13 protein-coding genes are annotated in these 22,191 nt (G+C 74.7%); 12 read left to right on the top strand and 1 reads right to left on the bottom strand.

The window, feature by feature from the left end:
* Window positions 1-62: 62 nt before the first annotated feature.
* The 12 genes from ABZX67_RS13595 (at window position 63) to ABZX67_RS13540 (ending at window position 19,957) form a co-directional block, all read left to right on the top strand.
* Complete coding sequence (locus ABZX67_RS13595; RefSeq protein WP_355358644.1) at window positions 63-1,253, top strand: monodechloroaminopyrrolnitrin synthase PrnB family protein; 1,191 nt, start codon at window positions 63-65, stop codon at window positions 1,251-1,253.
* A gap of 13 nt (window positions 1,254-1,266) precedes the next feature.
* Window positions 1,267-2,571, top strand: coding sequence for a flavin-dependent oxidoreductase (locus ABZX67_RS13590; protein WP_355358641.1), 1,305 nt, complete (start codon window positions 1,267-1,269; stop codon window positions 2,569-2,571).
* 110 nt (window positions 2,572-2,681) lie between these two features.
* The gene (glgP, locus tag ABZX67_RS13585) at window positions 2,682-5,312 is read left to right on the top strand and encodes an alpha-glucan family phosphorylase (protein WP_355358637.1); all 2,631 of its coding nucleotides are present in this window, start codon (window positions 2,682-2,684) and stop codon (window positions 5,310-5,312) included.
* Window positions 5,313-5,454: 142 nt separating this feature from the next.
* Window positions 5,455-7,065, top strand: a complete 1,611-nt coding sequence (locus ABZX67_RS13580; protein WP_355358634.1) for an MFS transporter — start codon at window positions 5,455-5,457, stop codon at window positions 7,063-7,065.
* Window positions 7,066-7,310: 245 nt separating this feature from the next.
* Window positions 7,311-7,862, top strand: coding sequence for a hypothetical protein (locus ABZX67_RS13575; protein WP_355358631.1), 552 nt, complete (start codon window positions 7,311-7,313; stop codon window positions 7,860-7,862).
* A 63-nt stretch (window positions 7,863-7,925) separates the two neighbouring features.
* The gene (locus tag ABZX67_RS13570; protein ID WP_355358628.1) at window positions 7,926-9,251 is read left to right on the top strand and encodes an AarF/UbiB family protein; all 1,326 of its coding nucleotides are present in this window, start codon (window positions 7,926-7,928) and stop codon (window positions 9,249-9,251) included.
* 1 nt (window position 9,252) lies between these two features.
* A complete protein-coding gene (locus ABZX67_RS13565) occupies window positions 9,253-10,317 on the top strand; it encodes a DUF1702 family protein (protein WP_355358625.1) in 1,065 nt (354 codons plus the stop codon).
* A gap of 2 nt (window positions 10,318-10,319) precedes the next feature.
* Complete coding sequence (locus ABZX67_RS13560) at window positions 10,320-12,263, top strand: VCBS repeat-containing protein (RefSeq protein ID WP_355358622.1); 1,944 nt, start codon at window positions 10,320-10,322, stop codon at window positions 12,261-12,263.
* Complete coding sequence (locus ABZX67_RS13555; RefSeq protein ID WP_355358619.1) at window positions 12,260-13,297, top strand: enediyne biosynthesis protein UnbU; 1,038 nt, start codon at window positions 12,260-12,262, stop codon at window positions 13,295-13,297. The genes ABZX67_RS13560 and ABZX67_RS13555 overlap by 4 nt, the downstream gene beginning before the upstream one ends.
* Window positions 13,294-18,984 (top strand): SDR family NAD(P)-dependent oxidoreductase, encoded by a 5,691-nt coding sequence (locus tag ABZX67_RS13550; protein ID WP_355358616.1) that lies wholly within the window; start codon window positions 13,294-13,296, stop codon window positions 18,982-18,984. The genes ABZX67_RS13555 and ABZX67_RS13550 overlap by 4 nt, the downstream gene beginning before the upstream one ends.
* Window positions 18,981-19,439: an acyl-CoA thioesterase gene (locus ABZX67_RS13545; RefSeq protein WP_355358613.1), complete on the top strand. Its 459-nt coding sequence runs from the start codon at window positions 18,981-18,983 to the stop codon at window positions 19,437-19,439. The genes ABZX67_RS13550 and ABZX67_RS13545 overlap by 4 nt, the downstream gene beginning before the upstream one ends.
* Window positions 19,436-19,957 carry a flavin reductase family protein gene (locus tag ABZX67_RS13540; protein WP_355358609.1) on the top strand — a complete coding sequence of 174 codons (522 nt, stop codon included), beginning with the start codon at window positions 19,436-19,438 and terminating at the stop codon, window positions 19,955-19,957. The genes ABZX67_RS13545 and ABZX67_RS13540 overlap by 4 nt, the downstream gene beginning before the upstream one ends.
* 12 nt (window positions 19,958-19,969) lie before the next feature.
* On the opposite strand, the gene ABZX67_RS13535 is transcribed toward ABZX67_RS13540, so the two are convergent.
* The gene (locus tag ABZX67_RS13535) at window positions 19,970-22,003 is read right to left on the bottom strand and encodes a M4 family metallopeptidase (RefSeq protein ID WP_355358606.1); all 2,034 of its coding nucleotides are present in this window, start codon (window positions 22,001-22,003) and stop codon (window positions 19,970-19,972) included.
* Window positions 22,004-22,191: the final 188 nt, after the last annotated feature.

Below are 22,191 nucleotides of genomic sequence, written 5' to 3'. Positions count from 1 at the left end.
GCCGCCTGACCAAGCGGCCGCGCCACCACCCCGACCCGAGACTGCCCGAGGGGGGCTTCCCGTTGACCTTGTACGACCTTGTCGCGCCCGGTCTGGACACCGTCGCCGAACCGCGCTACCGCATAGCCGAGATACGCGCGGCCGATCCACTCGGCGCCGATCCGCTGCTCGCCGCGCTCCCCGCGATGAACCGCGACGCCGACGTCCCGGCGCTCACCGTCGCGCTGCGCGCCCTCATCCCCGACCTCGACCGGGTCGCCGAATGGAGCGTCGTCGAGGCGCTCGCCGGGATGCGCGACCTCGGCATGCTCCTCGGCTCGCTGAAACGTCACGGCACCGAACCCCTCGCCGTCGTGCCCGAGGCCCTGCCCGTCCTGGAGGAGCTGGCCCGCCGCACCGACATGGTGCCCCGCGACACCGTGCACCACTACACCACCTGGAACCCGCTCGGCCGGCGCCAGCGGATGTACACCGGCCACGAGATGGAGGCCCACCTCCAGGAGGCCGTCCGGATGGTCTTCCCCAGCCTCGTCGCCGCGCTCGACACCTGCGCGCAGCTCGCCCGCCTCGAACCGTACGACCCGGGCTTCGCCCTCGCGCTGGACCGCACCGCACAGCACGTCCAGTCCATGGTCGACGCCATCGACTTCACCGTCGCCAACGTCACGCCCGTCTTCTTCGCCCAGACGCTGCGCTCCTACTTCGAGGAGATCGACGTGGCGGGCCGCGACTACCTCGGGCCCGCCGCCGCGCAGGTCCCCCTGTGGCTGGTGGACCTGACGCTCTGGCAGTGCGACCGCTCCCAGCCCGCGTACGACGCCTTCCTCGACGAGTCCGTCCAGTACAGCCTGCCGTCGTGGCGCGCCTTCTACGCGGCCCACAAGGGCGGCGTCTCCGCCGTCAGCAAGCTGTCCGCCGCGCTGAGCTGGGAGACCGTGCACCGGCTGCCGCCCCAGCTCGTGGCCTCCGCCCGCTCGCTCGCCCGCGTGCTGCGCATCCTCAAGACGTTCCGCGCCCGGCACATCGGCATCGCGCGCAAGGCGTACAGCGACGAGCTGCGGCTGTACGACGAGGGCAGCGGCGGCGCCCCGGTGGCGCTGCTGCGCGAGGTCCTCGACCTGACGCGGGACAACGAGACGCTGGTGCGCCGCTCGGTCGCACCCCCGCGGCCGGCCACCGCACCCGCACCTGTGCCCGTGACCGCGGCCACGGCGAGCGGCGCCGTGCCGCACCGTCCCGCACCGGCCGCGTGAGAGGAGCGCCCCCATGACCCCGCACATACTCATCGCCGGCGGCGGCATCGCCGGCCTCACCGCCGCGCTCTCCCTGCACGCCGCAGGGTTCCAGCGCGTCACCGTCGTCGAGGCCGCCCGCGAGATCCGCTCCGTCGGCGCCGGGCTGAACATCATGCCCAACGCCGTCCGCGAGCTCGACGCGCTCGGCGTCCTCGACCGCCTGGAGACCGACGCCGTACGCACCCGGGAGCTGCGCTACTACCACCGCTCCGGCGGCCTCATCTCCCGTGAGCCCCGCGGCCTGCGCGCCGGCTACCGCTGGCCCCAGCTGTCGATCCACCGCGGCCACCTCCAGCTCGTCCTCGCCGAGGCCGTACGGGAGCGGCTCGGCCCCGCCGCGATCGTCGGCGGCGTCCGCGTCGCCGGGCTGGAGATCCTGCCCGACGGCCGCCCGCGCGTCCGCCTCGCCCACCGCACCGGCGCCACCCGCGGCCTCGCCTCGCTCCAACCGGACGTCCTGATCGGCGCCGACGGCATCCGCTCGGCGGTCCGCGCCGCGCTCCACCCGGGCGAGGGCGCGCCGCCGTGGAACGGCATGCTCGTGTGGCGCGGCGTGTCGCGGATGGCGGCGAAGGACACCGGTTCCTTCATGCTCATCGCGGGCGACGACCGCCAGAAGGCCGTCGTCTATCCGATGACCGAGCCGACCCTGCGGCGTCCCGAAGTCCTGGTCAACTGGGCGCTGGCGATGCCCGCCGACCGCATCGCCGGCGCCGAGCGCCTCGACGCCGTACGCGGCGACTGGAACCGGCCGGTCCCGGTCGACGACTTCCTCCACCACTACGAAGGCTGGGAGTTCGACGGCGTCAGCGTGCCCGACGTCCTGCGCGCCTCCGACGGCGCCTACGAGTACCCCATGGTCGACCGCGAGCCCCTCGCCCGCTGGAGCCACGGCCGCACCACCCTGATCGGCGACGCCGCCCACGCCATGTACCCCATCGGCTCCAACGGCGCGACCCAGTCCATCGTCGACGCCCGCGCCCTCGCCCACGCCATGGCGCTGTACCGCGACCCGGCCGACGCCCTCGCCGCCTACGAGGCGGACCGGCGCCCCGCCATGACGGAGCTCCAGCGCGCCAACCGCCGCCTGGGCCCCGAGGTCGTCATCAACCTGGCCCACCAGCGCGCGCCCGGCGGCTTCACCGACATCGACGCCGTGATCCGGCCGGAGGAGCGCGCCGAGATCGCCGCGCGCTACGCCCTGACCGGCGCGTTCGACCCGGCGGCCGTCAACGCGGGCTCACCCTACGAGGTGGCGGTGAGCGTGCTCCCCTGAGTGCGCCGTGGTTGACGGTGGCACCGTGCCACTACCGTCGAAGGGTGAAGGCGGACGCACACCGTGGTGCGTCCGCCCCGATACGTACCTGCCCTGCGAAGGTGGAACACGTGAAGGCAATCCGTCGATTCACCGTGCGCCCCGTCCTCCCCGAACCCCTCCGCCCCCTCAGCGACCTCGCGCGCAACCTGCGCTGGTCCTGGCACACCGAGACCCGCGAGCTGTTCCAGACCGTCGACCCCGACGGCTGGCGTGCGGCCGGCGGCGACCCCGTACGGCTGCTCGGCTCGGTGCCCGCCGCGCGCCTCGCCGAGCTCGCCAAGGACCGGCGGTTCCTGCGCCGCCTGGCCGCCGCCGCCGACGACCTCGACGACTATCTCCACGGCCGCCGCTGGTACCAGCAGCACCAGGGCGCCTCGGACGGCGAACTTCCCGCCGCCGTCGCGTACTTCTCGCCCGAGTTCGGCGTCACCGCGGCCCTGCCGCAGTACTCCGGCGGCCTCGGCATCCTCGCCGGGGACCATCTCAAGGCCGCCTCCGACCTCGGCGTCCCGCTCATCGGCGTCGGGCTGCTCTACCGCCACGGCTACTTCCGCCAGTCCCTCTCGCGCGACGGCTGGCAGCAGGAGCACTACCCGCTCCTCGACCCCAACGAGCTGCCGCTGAGCCTGCTGCGGCAGGAGAACGGCTGCCCCGTCCGCGTCTCCCTCGCCCTGCCCGCCGGCCGCCGGCTGCACGCGCACATCTGGGTGGCGCGCGTCGGGCGCGTCCCGCTGCTGATGCTCGACTCGGACGTCGAGGAGAACGGCACCTCGGAGCGGGACGTCACCGACCGGCTGTACGGCGGTGGCAGCGAGCACCGACTGCTGCAGGAGATGCTGCTGGGGATAGGGGGAGTGCGGGCCGTCCGGGCGTACTGCGCGCTGACCGGCCACCCGGACCCCGAGGTCTTCCACACCAACGAGGGCCACGCCGGCTTCCTCGGCCTGGAGCGCATCCGAGAACTGACCGAGGGCGGACTGGAGTTCGATGCCGCCCTGGAGGCGGTGCGCGCCGGGACCGTGTTCACCACCCACACCCCCGTCCCGGCCGGCATCGACCGCTTCGACCGCGAGCTCGTCGCCCGCCACTTCGGTGACGGCGCGGAGCTGTCGGGCATCGACGTCGAGCGGATCCTCCAGCTGGGCCGGGAGACCTACCCGGGCGGCGAGCCCGGCCTCTTCAACATGGCCGTCATGGGCCTGCGCCTCGCCCAGCGCGCCAACGGCGTGTCCACGCTCCACGGCGCCGTCAGCCGCGAGATGTTCGCGGGCCTGTGGCCGGGGTTCGACCCGGAGGAGGTGCCGATCACCTCCATCACCAACGGCGTCCACGCCCCCACCTGGGTCGCTCCGGAGGTCTTCCGGCTCGGCGCCCGCAAGATCGGTACCCAGCGCGCCGAGGACGCGCTGAGCGTCGGCGGCTCCCAGCGCTGGGACTCCGTCGCCGACATCGCCGACGCGGAGATCTGGGAGCTGCGGCGCGAGCTGCGCGAGCAGCTGGTGACGGAGGTGCGGGCGCGGCTGCGCGCCTCCTGGCGGCAGCGCGGCGCGGGCTCGGCGGAGCTCGGCTGGATCGACGGCGTCCTCGACCCCGACGTCCTCACCATCGGCTTCGCCCGCCGCGTCCCGTCATACAAGCGGCTGACGCTGATGCTGCGGGACCGCGAGCGGCTGACGAGGCTGCTGCTGCACCCGGAGCGGCCGGTGCAGATCGTGGTGGCGGGCAAGGCCCATCCGGCGGACGACGGCGGCAAGCGGCTGGTGCGGGAGCTGGTGCGGTTCGCCGACGACCCGCGCGTGCGCCACCGGATCGTCTTCCTGCCGGACTACGGCATGGGCATGGCCCAGAAGCTGTACCCCGGCTGCGACGTCTGGCTGAACAACCCGCTGCGGCCCCTGGAGGCGTGCGGTACGTCGGGGATGAAGGCGGCGCTCAACGGCTGCCTCAACCTGAGCGTGCTCGACGGCTGGTGGGACGAGTGGTACGAGCCCGACTTCGGCTGGGCCATCCCCACCGCCGACGGCCCGACGACGGACGAGGACCGGCGCGACGACCTGGAGGCCGCCGCGCTGTACGAGCTGATCGAGCAGCGGGTCGCGCCGCGCTTCTACGACCGGGGCGGCAGCGGTCTGCCGGAGCGGTGGATCGAGATGGTCCGCCGCACGCTCGCCAACCTCGGCCCCAAGGTGCTGGCGGGGCGCATGGTGCGCGAGTACGTGGAGCGGCTCTACACCCCGGCCGCCCTGGCCCATCGCTCGCTGGACGAGGACGCGGCGCGCGAACTGGCCGCCTGGAAGGCGCGGGTGCGCGCCGCGTGGCCGCGCGTCACCGTCGACCACGTCGAGGTCGACGAGGCCAACGGCACCGCCGAGCTCGGCGCCACGCTCGCCCTGCGCGTGCGGGTGGCCCTCGGGGACCTCCGGCCCGAGGACGTCGAGGTCCAGGCGGTCGCGGGCCGCGTCGACACCGACGACCGGCTCCGCGACGCCCAGAAGGTGCCGCTCAAGCCGTCGGGCGGGCCGGACGAGCAGGGCCGCTGGGTGTACGAGGGGCCGCTGACCCTGGACCGTACGGGCCCGTTCGGCTACACCGTGCGGATACTGCCCGCACACCGGCTGCTGCCGGCGGGCGCGGACCTGGGCCTGGTGGCGCTGCCGACGGAGTCGACGGGGGAGGGCGCGGGCGTGCTGATGCGTTAGCCGCGTGGGGAGGGCCCCGGCCGCCGTGCGGCCGGGGCTTTTTCCCTTTCATATGCGCAATTGTTTCCGGACGGGTATGGGGGGCCACCGTGACGGGCATTCATGAATGCACCACGGGAGGGGCCGGGGGAGGGGGCGGAATATGAAAGGCACGCCGCGAACGGGAGCGAGCGCGGGGGGATTTCCCCGCCCGGGGCTGTTCTGGCTCGGGGTGGCCGCCGGCACGGCCGGCACGGTGCTGCACCTGCCGATGTTCCTCGCGTCCCGTCACATGGGCTATCACATGGCCGGAATGGCGCCGGACCCGGCCATGGTGGCGGGCATGGCGCTGATCGTGGGCGGTGTGGCGGCGGTGCTGGCCGGCTTGTGGCCGCCCCGGGCCGAGGCACTGCGCCGCGAGGCGGCGATCGCAGCGGTCCGGGTGCGCCCCCAGGACGACGCCCCGCTCAGGCCCGCCCACGTCGCCCTGCTGCTCGTGCTCTCGCTCGCCGTGACGATCGACGTCATGAAGCCGCTGACCCTGTCGCTCGTCGTGCCCGGGGTCGCCGCCGAGTACGGCCTCGCCTCGCCGCTGCGCCCCGGCGGCGGCGTACCCGTGGCCTGGCTGCCGCTGGCCGGGATCACCGGCACCATGGTGGGCTCCTTCGTCTGGGGCTGGCTGGGCGACCGGATCGGGCGGCGCAACGCGATCCTGCTGGCCGGGGTGCTGTTCGCCACGACGTCCGTCTGCGGCGCCATGCCGGGGTTCTGGTGGAACGTGCTCATGTGCCTGGTGATGGGCGCGGCGGCCGGCGGCATGATCCCGATCGCCTTCACCCTGCTCGCGGAGACGGTGCCGCGCCGGCACCGCGGCTGGCTGATGGTGCTGATCGGCGGCAACGTCACGGTCGCGTACGCCCTGACGAGCTGGCTGGCGGCGGTGCTCACCCCGGAGTTCGGGTGGCGGGCCCTGTGGCTGGTGGGGCTGCCCACGGGACTGCTCCTGCTGGTGCTGAACCGCTGGATCCCGGAGTCGCCGCGCTTCCTGCTCGCCACCGGGCGTGCCGAGCAGGCGCGTGAGGTGCTGGCGCGGTACGGCGCCGCCCTGGTGCCGGTGGCGTCCTCGCCGGAGCCGGGGAGCGCGGCGGACGGGCCCCGGCCGGGGTACGCGCGCCTGTGGGAGCGGGGGTTCGGCGGGCGTACGGCGGTGCTGACGGTCCTGGCGGCGGGCGCCGGGCTGCTGACGTACGGGTTCCAGATGTGGCTGCCCGTCAACCTGGCCCGGATCGGCTATCTGGAGGCGTCGTCGGCCCGCGTCCTGCGGGACAGCGCCCTGATCAGCCTGCCGCTCAACGTGGTGACGGCGCTGCTGTACGGGCTGTGGAGCAGCAAGCGCACGGCGGTCGTCGTCTCGGGCACCGCGGCCGCCGCCCTGGTGGTGCTCGCGGCGGCGGGCGAGGAGGTCGCCGGGAACGCGTCGCTGATGCGGCTGCTGCTCCTGGTTCCGCTGTGGGGCATCAGCGCGACCGCGGCCGTGGTCGCCGCGTACAGCTCCGAGGTGTACCCGACGGCGCTCCGGGCGCGCGGCACGGGCTGGGCGGCGGCGGTGAGCAAGGTGGGCGGGGTGCTGATCCTCGCCCTGTCGGTGGCCGCCGCGGCCGTCCCGCCGATGGAGGTCACAGCCCTGGTGGCGGCGGCGCCGCTGGCCGCGGCGGCGCTGGCGTTCACGTTCTTCGCCCCGGAGACGCGGGAGCGGGGGCTGGACGAGGGCTGAACTCCCGGAGTTCCGAATTCCCCTTTGTGTGGCGTGTTTTCGCCAATTCAAAAGGCAACTCGTATGTAAATAGCACCACTAATTCTGCGCGCTCCCTCTGAAATCTACCGGCGCACTACCTCCCCGCTCCCCATTCGTCACGCGGATGGGTGAATCCGGCCAGGAAAATGGTCCGAATGGCGGCACTCGGGAATGTCGTAAGTGCACATCACCCACTCCCCGAGTACCGTTCGGAGGTTCTTCTCGTGCCCACAGCCACCATCCTGCCGTCCGTCGGCGCCGAAATCCCCTGCAGTTGCTACGCCGCCAACGTCCCGCTCAAGGTCCGCACCGCCCTGGTGAACGTCGAGTTCAAGGGCGGCATCAAGGTCCGAGTGGAGGCCCACCCCGACCAGCCGCCCCACAAGGCCGTCGTGCTCAAGGTCATCGGCCACAAGGTCGAGGCCGACCACCCGCAGCTCGGCAAGATCACCATCGAGCAGGAGAACATGGAGGCGACGCCGGACAGCCTCCTGAACATCGTCCAGCACTTCCCGCCGAAGCTGAGCGCGGTGATGTTCCTGTCCTTCACGCTGACCATCGAGCGGCCGCCCGGCGAGGGCGGCAACGAGGCAGCCCCGCAGCGGCCGCTGAAGCTGCGGACCAAGGACCCCGCGAAGCTGCTGAGCCCGGAGCTCAGCAAGTTCCCGCCGGACGGGGACTTCTACCGGCTGGAGCGGCCGATCCAACTCGTCCACCCGGACACCGGCCAGACCGTCGCCACCATCGACAAGTTCCCGGTCCGGGTCGGCGGCTGACCTACCGCAGCCGGCGGTAACGCGCCGACCGGCCACCACTGACAGCGAGCGCGGGGTGCCCCGATGAGCCATGCCCGGATTCCCAAGGTGACGCTCACCGCCGGCGTCGTACGAAGTGTGCGCGCCTGTCTCGTCCTCACGGTCCGGCTGGCCCTCCTGGGCCTCATCGCCCTGCGCTGCTCACTGTCACCGGGCAAGAACCGCTTCGCGCCCCGGCGCGACGCCTGGCTCCTCGCCACGGTGACCGCACTCGGGCCGGCCTTCGTCAAGGCCGCCCAGATCCTCAGCACCCGCGCCGACCTGGTCCCCCGTCATGTCGCTCGGGTGCTGAGCACCCTCCACGACCAGGCGTCCCCCCTCCCGCTCGGGGACGGGATGCGCCGCTTCCCACCCGAACTGAGACACGCCCTGCGGGACGATCCCGGCCTGGCCGGCCGCCCCCCGGTCGCCGCGGGCACCATCGCCTGCGTCTACCGGGCCCGGCTCGCCGACGGCCGCACCGCCGCCCTGAAGGTCCGCCGCCCCGGTGTCGTCCGGCTCCTCACCACCGACCTGGCGATCATGCTGACGCTCGCCCGGCTCGTCGCGCCGCTGCCACCGCTGCGCGGAGTCCCGGTGGTGGACATCGTGCGGCAGCTCACGGACTCCCTGCGCGGACAGCTCGACTTCGACCGCGAGCGGCGCAGCCTCCGCTTCCTGCGGGAGAACCTCGCGGAAGAGCCGGACGTCCGCGTCCCGGAGGTGTACGACGAGCTCTGCGGCCCGGACGTCCTGGTCATGGAGTACCTCGAAGACCTGCACGACGGGGAGAGGAGAGCGGGCGGCGCGCAGGCCGCCGTGACAGCCCTGCGCGCCGCCTTCCACATGCTCTTCCTCGACGGCTTCGTCCACTGCGACCTCCACCCCGGCAACCTCGTCTGCGGGCCCGGCGGCGCGGTGACCGTCGTCGACGCCGGATTCACCGTGCGCCTGACCGAACAGGCCCGCGAGAAGTTCACCGACTTCTTCGAGGCGATGGGCGCCGGGGACGGCCGGATCTGCGCCGACATCGTGCTCTCCACCGCGCACCCCGGACCGCGCACCGACACCGAGGGCTTCCGGCGCGAGCTCGCCGCGCTCATCGCCTCCCGCGGGGACGCGACCACCGCCACGTTCGACCTGATGTCCTTCGCCACCCGGCTGTTCACGCTCCAGCGCCGCCACGGGCTGTACGCGGACCCGCAGTTCGTGTTCCCGATCCTGTCGCTGCTGGTCCTGGAGGGCACCGTACGGGACCTCGCCCCGGAGCTCGACTTCCGGGCCGTGGCCAAGCCCTACCTGATCACCGCCCTCATGGAACGCGCGCTTCTCACCGCCCAAAGAAACCAGGAGAAACAGGAGTCCGGCTGACATGCTCTCCCACCCCTCGCCGTCCGGCCCCTCGCCGTCCGGACCGGACACCGCCGCGTCCGAGGAGCCGGCGCCATCCCGGCCACCCCGCGCCGTCCCCGTGGTGCCGCGCCCCCTGCGCCGCGTCGTCATCCCCCTGCTGCGCCAGGACACCGCGCAGGTCGACTTCGGCGTACGCCGTTTCCGCCTGCGGCCCGGCCCCGCCCGCGACATCCTCCAGGCGGCCGGACAGGCGTTCCTCACCGGTTTCCACGCCGCGCTCGACGCCCGCACCCTGGCCGGGCTGGCGGCCGACGTGGAGCGCCTCCCGCCCGAGCGGCGCGGCTTCGCCTACGAGGGCGCCGGCATGGCCTGCTCCGTACTGGACCTGCTCATTGGCGCACGCGGCCGCAGGTTCGCCGCCCTGGTCTCCGGGCCCGCGGCCCGGTATCCGCACCTCGTGCACGTCGGCGCGGGATGGGCGTACGCGCGCCTGGGCCTGCGGCCCCGCAACGGCCTGCCCGCCGCGCACTCGCCCGAGCAGTGGCTCGCCTGGGACGGGTACGGATTCCACCAGGGGTTCTTCCATCCCGACCGCGTCATCGGGCGGCAGCAGGTCGAGCGCGGCCTGACCGCCGACGAACGCGCCATCCGGGACCAGGGACTGGGCCGCGCCCTCTGGTTCCACGAGTGCGCCGACCCCGAGGGCATCGCGCTGCGCATCGCCGAGTTCCCGCCCCACCGCCGCGGCGACCTGTGGAGCGGCGCCGGACTCGCCGCCACGTACGCGGGCGGCGCCACCCCCGCGGAGCTGCACCGCCTGGGCGCGGCCGCCGGCGCCCACCGCGCCGATCTCGCCCAGGGCTCCGCCTTCGCCTGCGCGGCCCACCACGTCTCCGGCCTCGTCCCGGAGCACACCCGCGCGGCGGCACGCGTCCTGACGGGCACCACCGTCGAGGAGGCGGCCGCGTGGACCGACCGCTCCCGCGCCGCCCTCGGCCCCGCCGCGACCGGCACCGGCCACTACCAGCTGTGGCGCGCCGGGATCCGGGACCTGTACCTCCGCAGCCGCCGAGGAGACCACTGACCATGCCCGCACCCCTCATGAGCCTCGTACGCCGCAACCTGGCGCGGGTCGCCGCGCTGCTCGCCTGCGTGCTGCTGTGGCAGCTCTCCCAGCCGCCGGGCGCCTCCCCGGCGATGCGCGAGCGCCTCGCCCAGCGGTTCTCCTTCTCCCCGCACCTCGTCTCGCCCGCGCAGCACCCCACCGACCGGACCCTGCGGCCGGTCGCCCCCGCCTACCGCGACATCCCGTCGTGGATCTCCTCCGTGGGCGCCGGGGCCGCCCTCTTCGCCGTGGACGGGGGCAGCGTCTCGCACGACATCTGCCTGGTCGACCCGCGCACCGACACGGTCACCGTCAGCCCGGCCCCCGGCACCGGCCGGCGGTACGCGCCCTTCACCCTCGCCCCGCCCGCGCGCGAGCTGCCGTCGTACGCCGCGCCCATGGGCTGCCTCCCGGCGGACCTCAACGAGGACGGCCGGCAGGACGTGGTCGTCTACTACTGGGGCCGCTCGCCCGTCCTCTTCCTGCGCCTTGCCGGACGTCCCCCGGGCGCAGGGGCGTTCCTCCCGCGCGAGCTCGTCCGCCCGCGCGCCGTGTGGAACACCAACGCCGCCACCGTCGGAGACTACGACGGCGACGGCCACCTCGACCTCGTCTTCGGCAACTACTTCCCGGACGGCGCCCGCGTCCTGGACCCCACCGCCCACCAGCCGGACAAGCTGGTGATGAACGCCTCCCTCTCCAACGCCCGCAACGGCGGCACCAACCGCCTCCTGCGCTTCACCGGCGCCGACCGGGGCCCCGCCCCCGACGCCCGCTTCACCGAGGTGCCCGACGCCTTCGCACCGGACGCCGCGCGCGGCTGGACCCTCGCCCTGGGGACGTACGACCTCGACGGCGACCACCGCCCCGAGCTGTACGTGGCCAACGACTTCGGCCCCGACCAGCTGCTCGTCAACGAGTCGTCCCCGGGGCGTATCCGGTTCCGCGAGGCCGTCGGCCGACGGCACGCCGCCACCCCCAAGTCGAAGGTGCTGGGCCGCGACTCCTTCAAGGGCATGGGCGTCGCCTTCACGCAGCTGGGCCCGGACCGCGTCCCCGACATCCTGGTCAGCAACATCGGCGAGGCGTACGCCCTCCACGAGAGCAACTTCGCCTTCACCGCCGGCGGCAGCCTCCGCGACGCCGGGCGGGCGCTCCACCGCGGCACCGCCCCGTACGACGACGACAGCGAGCCGCTGGGCCTGTCCCGCACCGGCTGGAGCTGGGACGTGAAGGCCGCCGACTTCGACAACGACGGCGGCCCCGAGATCATGCACGCCACGGGCTTCGTCGCCGGACACACCAACCGCTGGGCCCAGTTGCAGGAGACGGCCATGTCCAACGACCTCATCCTGGACAACCCCCGGCTCTGGCCCCACTTCACGCCCGGCACCGACCTGTCCGGCCACGACCGCAACACCTTCTTCGTCCGCGGCCCCGACGGCCGCTTCACCGACGCGGCCCGCGAGGCCGGGGTCGGCACGGACGCCGTCAGCCGGGCCTTCGCGATCGGCGACGTGGACTCCGACGGCCGCCTCGACTTCATCGTCGCCAACCAGTGGGCGCCGTCGGTGCTGTACCGCAACACCGGCCGGGCCGGTGCCTTCCTGGCCCTCCGGCTGCGGCTCCCGGCCGCCGAAGGCGGCGGCGCGAGCGGCGGAGCGACCCGGCCCGCCATCGGCGCCACCGCCACCGTGACGCTGCCCGACGGCACCGTGCGCACCGAGCAGCTGTACCCGGCCAACGGCCACAACGGCGTCAACGCCCCGGACCTCACCTTCGGCCTCGGCACCGCCAAGACGGGCCCCTCCACCGCCCTGCCCGTCCGCCTCACCTGGCGCGACGGCGAGGGACGCGTCCACACCCGCACCACCACCCTCCGGCCCGGCCACCACGAGCTGGTTCTCACCGAGGAGACACGATGAACGGACTCGGGATCCGGCTCGGACGCACGGCCCGCGGTGTGCTCGGCGGCCCGGACGACCCGCGCAGCGCCGCCCTGCGCCGGTTCGGCCTCTCCATCACCGTCCTGACCGTGGTCGGCCACACCGTCCTCGGCTTCGAGCAGGCCTACCTCACCCCCGTCGTCGCGGTGGCGGCCGCCCTGCTCGCCGAAGGCGTCCTCGGCACCATCGACGCCCACGCCCGCGGCGTACGCCCCTGGTACGCCGCCGGTTCCCCCGGCGCCGTCGTGGACCTGCTGCTCCCCGCGTACATCACCGGACTGGCGTGCGCGATGCTGCTGTACGCCAACGACCGGCTGATGCCGACCGTGCTCGCCACCGTCGCGGGCGTGGCGAGCAAGTACGTCGTCAGGGTGCGCGTCGCCGGGCGCGCACGGCACGTGCTCAACCCCAGCAACACCGGGATCGTGCTGGTCCTGCTGCTCTTCCCGTGGGTCGGGATCGCGCCGCCGTACCAGTTCACCGAGTGGACCGCCGCCCCGGCCGACTGGGTGATCCCGCTGGTGGTCCTGGCGGCCGGGACGATGCTCAACGCCAAGCTGACCGGCAAGATGCCGCTCATCGCCGCCTGGTGCGGCGGCTTCGTCGCCCAGGCGGTGCTCCGCTGGGCCCTGTCGCTCGGCGACCTCTCCCTGGTGAGCGCGCTGCTGCCGATGACGGGCGTGGCGTTCGTGCTCTTCACCAACTACATGATCACCGACCCGGGCACGACCCCGTGGCGCCCGCGCCACCAGGCCGTCTTCGGCGCGGCGACGGCCGCCGTCTACGGCGTACTCGTCCACTTCCACGTCGTCTTCGGCCTGTTCTTCGCGCTGGTGATCGTGTGCGTGCTGCGGGCGTGCGTGCTGGTGGCCGCCGAGCGGCTGCCGTGGGGCTCCGCCGGACGCGCCGCGTCGACCAGGTCCAGCGCCTCTGCCTCGGCCGCGTCCGCTCCCGCCCCGCCCGCTTCCGTCCCCGCGCCGGGCCGCCCCTCACTCCAGCCGGAGACACGATGAGCCCGTACGACACGGAGGGCACCGACGGCACCGCGCTCGCGATCGTCGGCATGGCCTGCCGGTACCCCGACGCCGAACGGCCCGACCGGCTCTGGGAGATGGCCCTGGAGCAGCGCAGAGCCTTCCGCCGCCTCCCCGCGGAGCGCATGGACCCGGACGACTACTACGACCGCGACCCGGCGGCCCCCGACAAGACGTACAGCCTGTACGCCGCCGTCCTGGAGGGCTGGGCCTTCGACCGGTCGGCGTTCCGCATCCCCGGCCCGGTCTTCCGGGCCGGGGACCCCGCCCACTGGCTCGCCCTGGAGACCGCCGCCGGCGCCCTGGAGGACGCCGGTTTCCCCGGCGGCGCCGGACTGGCCCGCGATCGCGTCGGCGTGATCCTCGGCAACAGCCTCACCGGCGACACCACCCGCGCCGGGACGCTGCGGCTGCGCTGGCCGTACGTGCGCCGCGTCCTCGCCGCCGCCCTGGCGGACGCGGGACTCCCCGGCGACGCACGCGAGGAGGTGCTGCGCCGCGCCGCGGCCGGCTACCTGGCGCCGTTCCCGCCGACGACCGAGGAGTCGCTCGCCGGGGCGCTATCCAACACCATCGCGGGCCGGATCTGCAACCACTTCGACTTCCACGGCGGCGGCTTCACCGTCGACGGCGCCTGCGCCTCCTCCCTCCTCGCCGTCATCGAACTGTGCCGCGCGCTGCGCGACCACAGCGTCGACTTCGGCCTGGCCGGCGGGGTCGACCTGAGCCTCGACCCCTTCGAACTGGTGGGCTTCGCCAAGACCGGCGCCCTCGCCGCCGACCGGATGCGCGTCTACGACGAGCGGTCGGCGGGCTTCTGGCCCGGCGAGGGCTGCGGCATGCTCGCGTTGATGCGGGCGGCCGACGCGCGCGCCGCCGGGCTGCGCGTGTACGCGGAGATCCGCGGCTGGGGCGTCTCCTCCGACGGTGCCGGGGGCATCACCCGGCCCGACCGGGACGGACAGCTCCTCGCCCTGCGCCGCGCGTACGAACGGGCCGGCGCCGACCCCGCCGACGTCCTCCTCCACGAGGGCCACGGCACCGGCACGCGCGTCGGCGACGAGGTGGAGCTCGGCGCCCTGGCGGCGCTGCGCGCGGGCGCCCATCGGCGCGCAGCCCTCTCCACGATCAAGGCGAACATCGGCCACACCAAGGCCGCGGCCGGGGCGGCGGGCGTCATCAAGGCGGCCATGAGCCTGCACACCGCGGTGCTGCCACCGACGACCGGATGCAGGGACCCGCACCCGCTGCTGCGGTCGGGCGAGGCCCGGCTGCGCGTGCTGCGCCGCGCCGAACACTGGCCCGAGGGCCCCCGGCTGGCCGGGGTCAGCTCGATGGGCTTCGGCGGCATCAACGCCCATGTGGTGCTCGCCGCCCCCGCCTCGCCGTACCCCCGCAGCCCCGTAGTCGTACGCCGCGCGGCGCCCGAGCACGCCGTCATCGCCGCCGCGGCCGAACCGGACGAGCTGCGCGCGCTGTTCCAGGACGTCGCCGCGGCGGCCCCCCGGCTCTCCTTCGCGGAGCTGCACGACCTGGCGGCCCGGCTCGCTCGGCGTACGCCGGCCGGCGGTTCCTCGCGCGTCGCCGTGGTCGCCGCCACCCCCGACGAACTGGCCCGGCGGGCCGCCTCGGCGGCCGCTCGCCTCGGGCCCGGTACCGCTGCTCCCGGCTCCCTCTCGCACCTGCCGGGCGTATGGCTGGGGCACGGCGTACGCGGCCGGGTCACGCTCCTCTTCCCGGGCCAGGGCGCGCCGTCCGCCGTATCCACGTCCTCCGGTTCTCTCGCCGGCACCGCGACCGCCCAGCCGGCGATCCATCGCGCCGCCCTGCGCGGGCTGCGCGCGCTGGACGCCCTCGGGGTCACGGCGACGGCCGCCGTCGGCCACAGCCTGGGCGAGATCACCGCACTGGTGTGGTCCGGCGCGCTCTCCGTACGGGACAGCATCCGTCTGGTACGCGCCCGGGGCCGGCTCATGGCCACCCTCGGCGCGCCCGGGACGGGCATGCTCAGCCTCCGTACGGACCCGTCCACCGCGCTCGGCCTGTGCGACGGGACCGGGCTGGTCGTCGCCGCGTACAACGGCCCCCGCTCGGTGGTGCTCGCCGGAGCGGAGGGGGAGTTGCGCGAGGTCGCGGCCCGCGCCGAGCGGGCGGGCATCGCCCGCACCCGGCTCCCCGTGTCCCACGGCTTCCACTCCCCGGCGGTCCTGCCCTGCGTCCCGCCGCTGCGCCGCGCCCTCGCGGGCGTGGACTTCGGCCGCCCGGCACGCCGCCTGGTGTCCACCGTCCACGGGCGGGCCCTCACCCCGGACGACGACCTGGCGGCGCTGCTGTGCGACCAGGTCACCGCGCCCGTACGGTTCTGGGACGCGGTCGACGGCGTACTCCCGGAGACCGACCTGTTCTGCGCCGTGGGGCCCGGACAGGGGCTCGCCTCGCTCCTCGCCGACCAGGGCTGCGGCGTCCCGGTGGTCACCATCGGGCCCGGAGACCCGGACGACGCGGCCACGGCCGACGCGGTGGCCGCGCTGTTCGCGGCGGGCGCGGGCACGGGCGCGGGCGCCGGCGTGCGGATCGACGCACTGACGGCCGGGTACGGGGCCCGGCCGATCGACCTCCGCCGCCCCCGGACCTTCCTCCGCAGCCCGTGCGCGGCGGCGCCGCCCCTCCCGGAGGCCGGTCCGGAGGCCCGTGCGGACGCCGCTGCCCAGGACGCCGTCGCCCCGGTGGCCGTCGCCCCGGCCGCCCCCGTGCCGGACCGCGACTCCGCCGCCGCCGTACGCGACCTGCTCGCCCGGGCCACCGAGCTGGAGCCCGAGCTCATCGGCATGGAGACGCGGCTCCTGACCGACCTGCACCTCACCTCCCTGACGGTCACCCAGCTCGCCGCGACCGCCGCGCACCGCATGGGCCGCCGCCCCCCGGCCGCGCCGCTGTCGCTGGCCGACGCCCGGGTGTGCGACCTCGTGGAGGCCCTCGACGCCCTGCCGCCCGCCACCGCCGCCGACACCGGCCCCGGGGGTGCTGCCGGCACCACCGTCCCCGGCGTGGACACCTGGGTGGAGTGCTTCACCGAGCGGCTGCGGCCCGTCCGCGACGGCCTGCCCGAGCCGAGCGGCGCCGGATGGCGTACCACCGTCCTCGGGGGAGGTGCCCTCGCCGCCCTCGCCCCCCGCGTCTTCGGCGGCGCCGCGACCGCCGACACCGAGCTCCTTTACGCGCCCCCCGGCGCGGCCCCGCCGCCCATCGGCCGCCTCCTGGCCGCCGCCCGCGCCGCGCCGCGCACCGGGCGCCTGGTGGTCGTCGCGCACGACACCGCGCTCGCGGGCTTCGCGCACAGCCTCCACAAGGAGCACCCCGCGCTGGGCGTCACGCTGCTGCGCGTGCCGCCGACCGCGACCGGCCTGCGCCACGCCGCCCGCCACGCCACAGCCGAGCCGGGCCGGTACCGGGAGCTGGTCGTGGACGAACGCGGCAGGCCCCACACGCCGTACGCGCAGGTGGCGCGGTTCCCCGCGCCCGGGCCCTCGCGCCCGCTGCCCCTGGGGCCCGGCGACGTCCTGCTCGTCAGCGGCGGCGGCAAGGGCATCGGCCACACCTGCGCCAAGGCGCTGGCGCTGGCCTGCGGCGCCCGGCTCGCGCTGATCGGCCGGGCCCGGCCGGAGCACGACGAGTCCCTGCGCACGCGTCTGGCGGAGCTGGCCGCCGCGGGCGTGACCGCCGCGTACGAAGCGGCCGATCTCGCCGACGCCGCCGCCGTGGCCTCGGCGGCGCGCCGCCTCACCGAGCGGCTCGGCCGCCCGGTCACCGGTGTCCTGCACGCCGCGGGCGTCAACGAACCGGCCCGCTTCGCCGACCTGGACGAGGCACGCGTCGAGGCGCACCTCGCCCCCAAGGTGACGGGTCTGCGCCACCTCCTCGCGGCGCTGCCCACGGACCGGCTGCGGCTGGTCGTCGGCTTCGGCTCGGTGATCGGCCGGTACGGGCTGCCCGGCGAGTGCCACTACGCCCTCGCCAACGGCCTGCTGCGCGCCGAGACCGAGCGGCTGGCGGCCGAACTGCCCGGCTCCTGCCGGGTCCTGACCATCGACTGGTCGGTGTGGACCGGCACCGGCATGGGCGTACGGCTCGGCGTGCTGGACTCCCTCCTGCGCGAGGACGTCACCCCCATCGCCCCGGACACCGGCACGGACCTGTTCCTGCGCCTCCTCGCCGCCCGGACCCCACCCACGGTCTCCGTGCACGGCCGGCTGGGCCGCGACGTACCCGCCCCGGCCCCGCCCGGGCCTCCGCAGCGGTTCCTGGAGGAGGTGCGCGTCCACCACCCGGCCGTCGAGCTGGTCGCCGAGGCGCGGCTCGACCTGCGCCGCACCGACCGGCACCTCGCCGGACACCGGCTGGACGGGGTGGTCTGGCTCCCCGGCGTCCTGGGCCTGGAGGCCATGGCCCAGGCGGCCGCGGCGGTGGCGGGCGGCCAACCGCTGTACGAGGCCCGCGACATCGTCTGGGCGCACCCCGTGACCGTGCCAGAGGAGGGCACCCGCACCGTACGGGTGTGCGCCCTGCACCGGGGGGACGCCATCGAGACGGTCCTGCGCAGCGACGAGGACGACTTCTGCGTGGACCACTTCCGTGCCGTGTTCCCGCTGGCCGTACCGTCCCTCAACGGACACCGGCCCGCCCCGGCGGAAACCGCCGGGAGGGACGGCCTCCACCCCGACGAGCTGTACGGGCCGCTGTTCTTCCACACCGACCGGTTCCGCAGGGTCCGGAGCCTGACCGCGCCCTCCGCGCGCAGCTGCCGCGCCACGCTGGCGCCGCCGGAGCCGGGGGCGGACGGGCCGTGGTTCGCGGCCCCGCTGGCCGCACCGCTGCTCGGGGACCCGGCCGTCAACGACGCCTCCCTGCACGCGCTCCAGGCGTGCGTGCCGCACCGCAGGCTGCTGCCGGTGGCCGCCGGGTCGCTGACGATCCGGCCCGGCGGGGGACCGGTGGAGCAGGTCCGCGGCACCGAGCGCTCCGCCGCCGACGGCGAGTACGTGTGGGACGCGGAGGGCCTCGACGCCTCGGGCCGCACCGTGCTGCGGTGGCGCGGCCTGCGCCTGCGGGACGTCGGCCCGCTGCCGCGCGGCGAGCGCCCCTGGCCGGCCCCGCTCCTCGCGGTGCTCCTGGAGCGGGCGGCCACGGCCCTGGGCCTGGACGGCCGCCTCCGCGTGACGATCCGCCCCGCGACGGGCCCCGCGTCGGGGCGCCCGCCGGAGCCCGGCGTCTCCCGCAGCCACCTCGACGGCCGGCTGGTGCTCCAGGTCGAGGACGCGGACTCCAAAGGGCCCCTCGCCTGCGACTGGGAGGCCGTGCCCGCACGCCCGGAGAGCGCGTGGCGCCACATCCTCGACCCGGAGCAGCGGGCCCTGGCCGACGTACTGCGCCACCAGTGCGGGGAGCCGTTCGACGCGGCGGCCACCCGGGTGTGGACGGCCGCCGAGTGCCTGGCCAAGGCGGGCCGGCCCCCGCGCGCGCCGCTCGCCCTCGGCGGGGTCTTCGACGGCGGCTGGGCCCTGCTGCGCTCCGGCGACGCGCTGATCGCCTCGGCGGTGGTGCGGGTGGCGGGCGTCGAGCGGCCGGTGGCGGTCGCGGTGCTGAGCGGACCGGAGGAGAACCGATGACGACCGAGACCCACACGCGGACGTACGCGTACGAACACCTCGTCACCTTCGAGGAGACCAACCTCGTCGGCAACGTGTACTTCACCAACTACCTGCGCTGGCAGGGCCACTGCCGGGAGCGGTTCCTCGCCGAACGGGCCCCGGGGGTGCTCCGGGCGCTGCGCGGCGACCTCGCCCTGGTGACCGCGTCCTGCCACTGCGCGTACTTCAGCGAGCTGTTCGCCCTCGACCGGGTCACCCTGCGGATGTCGCTGACGGCGGCCGACGAGTACCGCGTGAGCATGGGCTTCGACTATTACCGCGTGGGCGGCGCGGTGCCCCAGCTCGTCGCGCGCGGCGGCCAGACCGTGGCCTGCGCGCGCCGCACCGGCGACGGCGGCGTACACCCGGTTCCGGTGCCGGAGGAGCTGCGGGCCGCGCTCGCGCCGTACGGTCCGCCGGGGAGCGGCACATGACCGACGCCGCGGCCTTCCGGGCCGCGATGGCCCACATGCCCACCTCCGTCACGGTGGTCACCGCGTACGCCGCCGACGGCGCCCGCCCGGGCCCCGTCGGCTGTACGGCCAGCGCCGTCCTGTCGCTCTCCCTGCGCCCGCCGAGCCTGCTGGTCTCGCTGGCCGCCACCGGCCGTACCGCCCGCGCGATCCGGCGCGCCGGGGGCTTCGCCGTCAACGTGCTGAGCTGGGAGCAGCGCGAGCTGACGCGCCGGTTCGCCGAGGAGCCCCCGTGCCGCCGCTTCGACGGGGTGCCGTGGGCGTACGAGCAGGGCCAGCCGGTGCTCATCGGGGCCGCGGCGAGCGTCGTGTGCGCCGTCGACAGCTGCTACGACGTGTGGGACCACACCCTGCTGGTCGGGCGGGTCCTGCACAGCGCCCACCACCCCGACCGCACCCCGCTGGTCTACCACCGCCATACGTGCACGACCGCCCGGTGGCAGTCGGACTACCACCGGGCGGTCGTGGACAACCCGTAACGGCGACGAGGGTTACGGGAAGGTCAGCTTCCAGCTGTTGATGTAGCCGGTGTCCTGCGCGGCGACGTCCTGCACGCGCAGCTTCCAGCTGCCGTTGGCGACCTCGCTGGAGGCGTTGACCGTGTAGGTCGCCTTGACGTTGTCGGCGGAGTCGGAGGAGCTGGAGTTCTTCAGCCGGTACGCCGTACCGTCGGGCGCCACCAGGTCGACGACCAGGTCACCGCGCCAGGTGTGGACGATGTCCACGTCCACCTTGAGGGTGGAGGGGGCGTTGCCCGCGACGCCGGTGACGCTCACGGCCGAGGTGACGGCCGCGCCGTTGTCGGGGATGGCGACGTCGGCGGTGTTCTCGAAGACCTTGCCGGTGCCCGGGTCGCCACCGCCGGGGCGCGAGCCGACGTTGACGCCCGCCCAGGCGTGCTCAACGGCCTTCACCTCGGCGCTGCCGGCGCCGTACAGCTCGGTCGCGACGGCGACGGTGCCGGCGCGGGCACCCGCGTAGTCGGTCCGCGAGTTGAACTTGGTCGTCAGCGCCTTGTACCAGATCAGCGCGGCCTTGTCGCGGCCGATGCCGGTGACGGGGAGGCCGTCGGAGGTCGGCGAGTCGTACGCCACGCCGTTGACGGTCTTGGCGCCGCTGCCCTCGGAGAGCAGATAGAACCAGTGGTTCGCCGGGCCGGAGGAGTAGTGGACGTCCACGCCGCCGATGCCGGAGTACCAGTAGTCCTTGGACGAGCCGTCCTTGCTGGGCTTGTCCATGTAGCGCAGCGGGGTGCCGTTGCCCCGGATGTCGATCTTCTCGCCGACGAGGTAGTCGCCCGGGTCCTTGGGGTTGTTCGCGTAGAACTCGACGGCGGCGGCGAAGATGTCGGAGGTCGCCTCGTTGAGGCCGCCGGACTCACCGCTGTAGACCAGGCCCGCGGTGTTGGAGGTGACGCCGTGCGTCATCTCGTGCGCGGCGACGTCGATCGACGTCAGCGGCTTGGCGTTGGCGGCGCCGTCGCCGTACGTCATGCAGAAGCAGCTGTCCTGCCAGAAGGCGTTGACGTAGGCGTTGCCGTAGTGGACGCGGGAGTACGCGCCGACGCCGTCGCCCTTGATGCCGCTGCGGCCGTGCACGTTCTTGTAGTAGTCCCAGGTGAGCGCGGCGCCGTAGTGGGCGTCGGCGCCCGCGGTCTCCAGGTTGGACGGGGTGCCGTCGCCCCAGATGTCGTCGGCGCCGGAGAAGAGCGTGCCGGTGCCGGAGGTGCCGCGGTTGAGGTTGTACGTCTTGTGGTTGCCGCGGGCGGTGTCGGTCAGCGTGTACGAGGGGGCGGTGCCCAGCGTGACCTGGCCGCTGTACTGGGTGTTGCCGGTGCCGGTGTGCACGGCCTGCCACTCGTACAGCTTCTTGCCGGTGGTGGCGTCGGTGATGACGTGCAGCTCGTTCGGGGTGCCGTCGTGCTGGAGCCCGCCGACGACCGTCTCGTACGCGAGGACCGGCGTGCCCTGGCCCATCCAGACCACCTTGCGCGGCGCGCGCTCGGCGTCCGTCGCCTTGGAGCCCTCCGCCCGGGCGGCACCCAGCGCCTGCTTCTCGGCGGCGGCGGGGGCGATGTCCGCGCTGGTGTCGACGTTCTCGAGCTGCGCCGGGGACGCCTTGCTGACGCCTTCCGTCTTCCCCGCCTTCGTCTCGGTGACGACGAGGTCGCCGCCGAGGACCGGGAGCCCGCCGTAGGTGCGCTCGTAGCGGGTGTGGGTGGTGCCGTCGCGGTCCTGGACGACGTCGCGGACGACGAGCTTCTCCTGGGCGCCGAGGCCGAGTTGCTTGGCGGTGGCCGCCTTGTCGGCGTCGGCGGCGCGTATCAGCGCGGTGCGCTGGGCGGGGGAGAGGTCGGCGGGCAGGGCGCCGGGGTCGGCCTTGCCGGCGGCCTGGCCCTTCGGGGCGACCGGGCCCCACTCGTCGTCGGCGGCGGCGGTACCGGTCTGCACGCCCACGGCGAGCATGGCGGCGGCGGCGATCAGAGCGCCTGTCGCGGTGGCGCGACGGCTTGGCGTGGATCTCACGCAGACTCCTTTTGCGAGGGGGGTACGGGCGGCTGGGTGGGCCGCTCGGCGGAGCAAACAGAGCTGGTGGAACAGGTCGGAACGCGGTGGTGGCCGCAGTGCGAACAGCTGTGCGCAAGAACGGTGGAAGAGTGGCAGCAGCGGAGGGTTCCTGTCAGGACCGCGTCAACAAGTTGGCCGGAAATCGT

This window comes from Streptomyces sp. NPDC003036 (genome assembly GCF_040611175.1).
Classification (GTDB): Bacteria; Actinomycetota; Actinomycetes; order Streptomycetales; family Streptomycetaceae; genus Streptomyces.
This window is presented reverse-complemented; position numbering and strand designations above follow the sequence as displayed.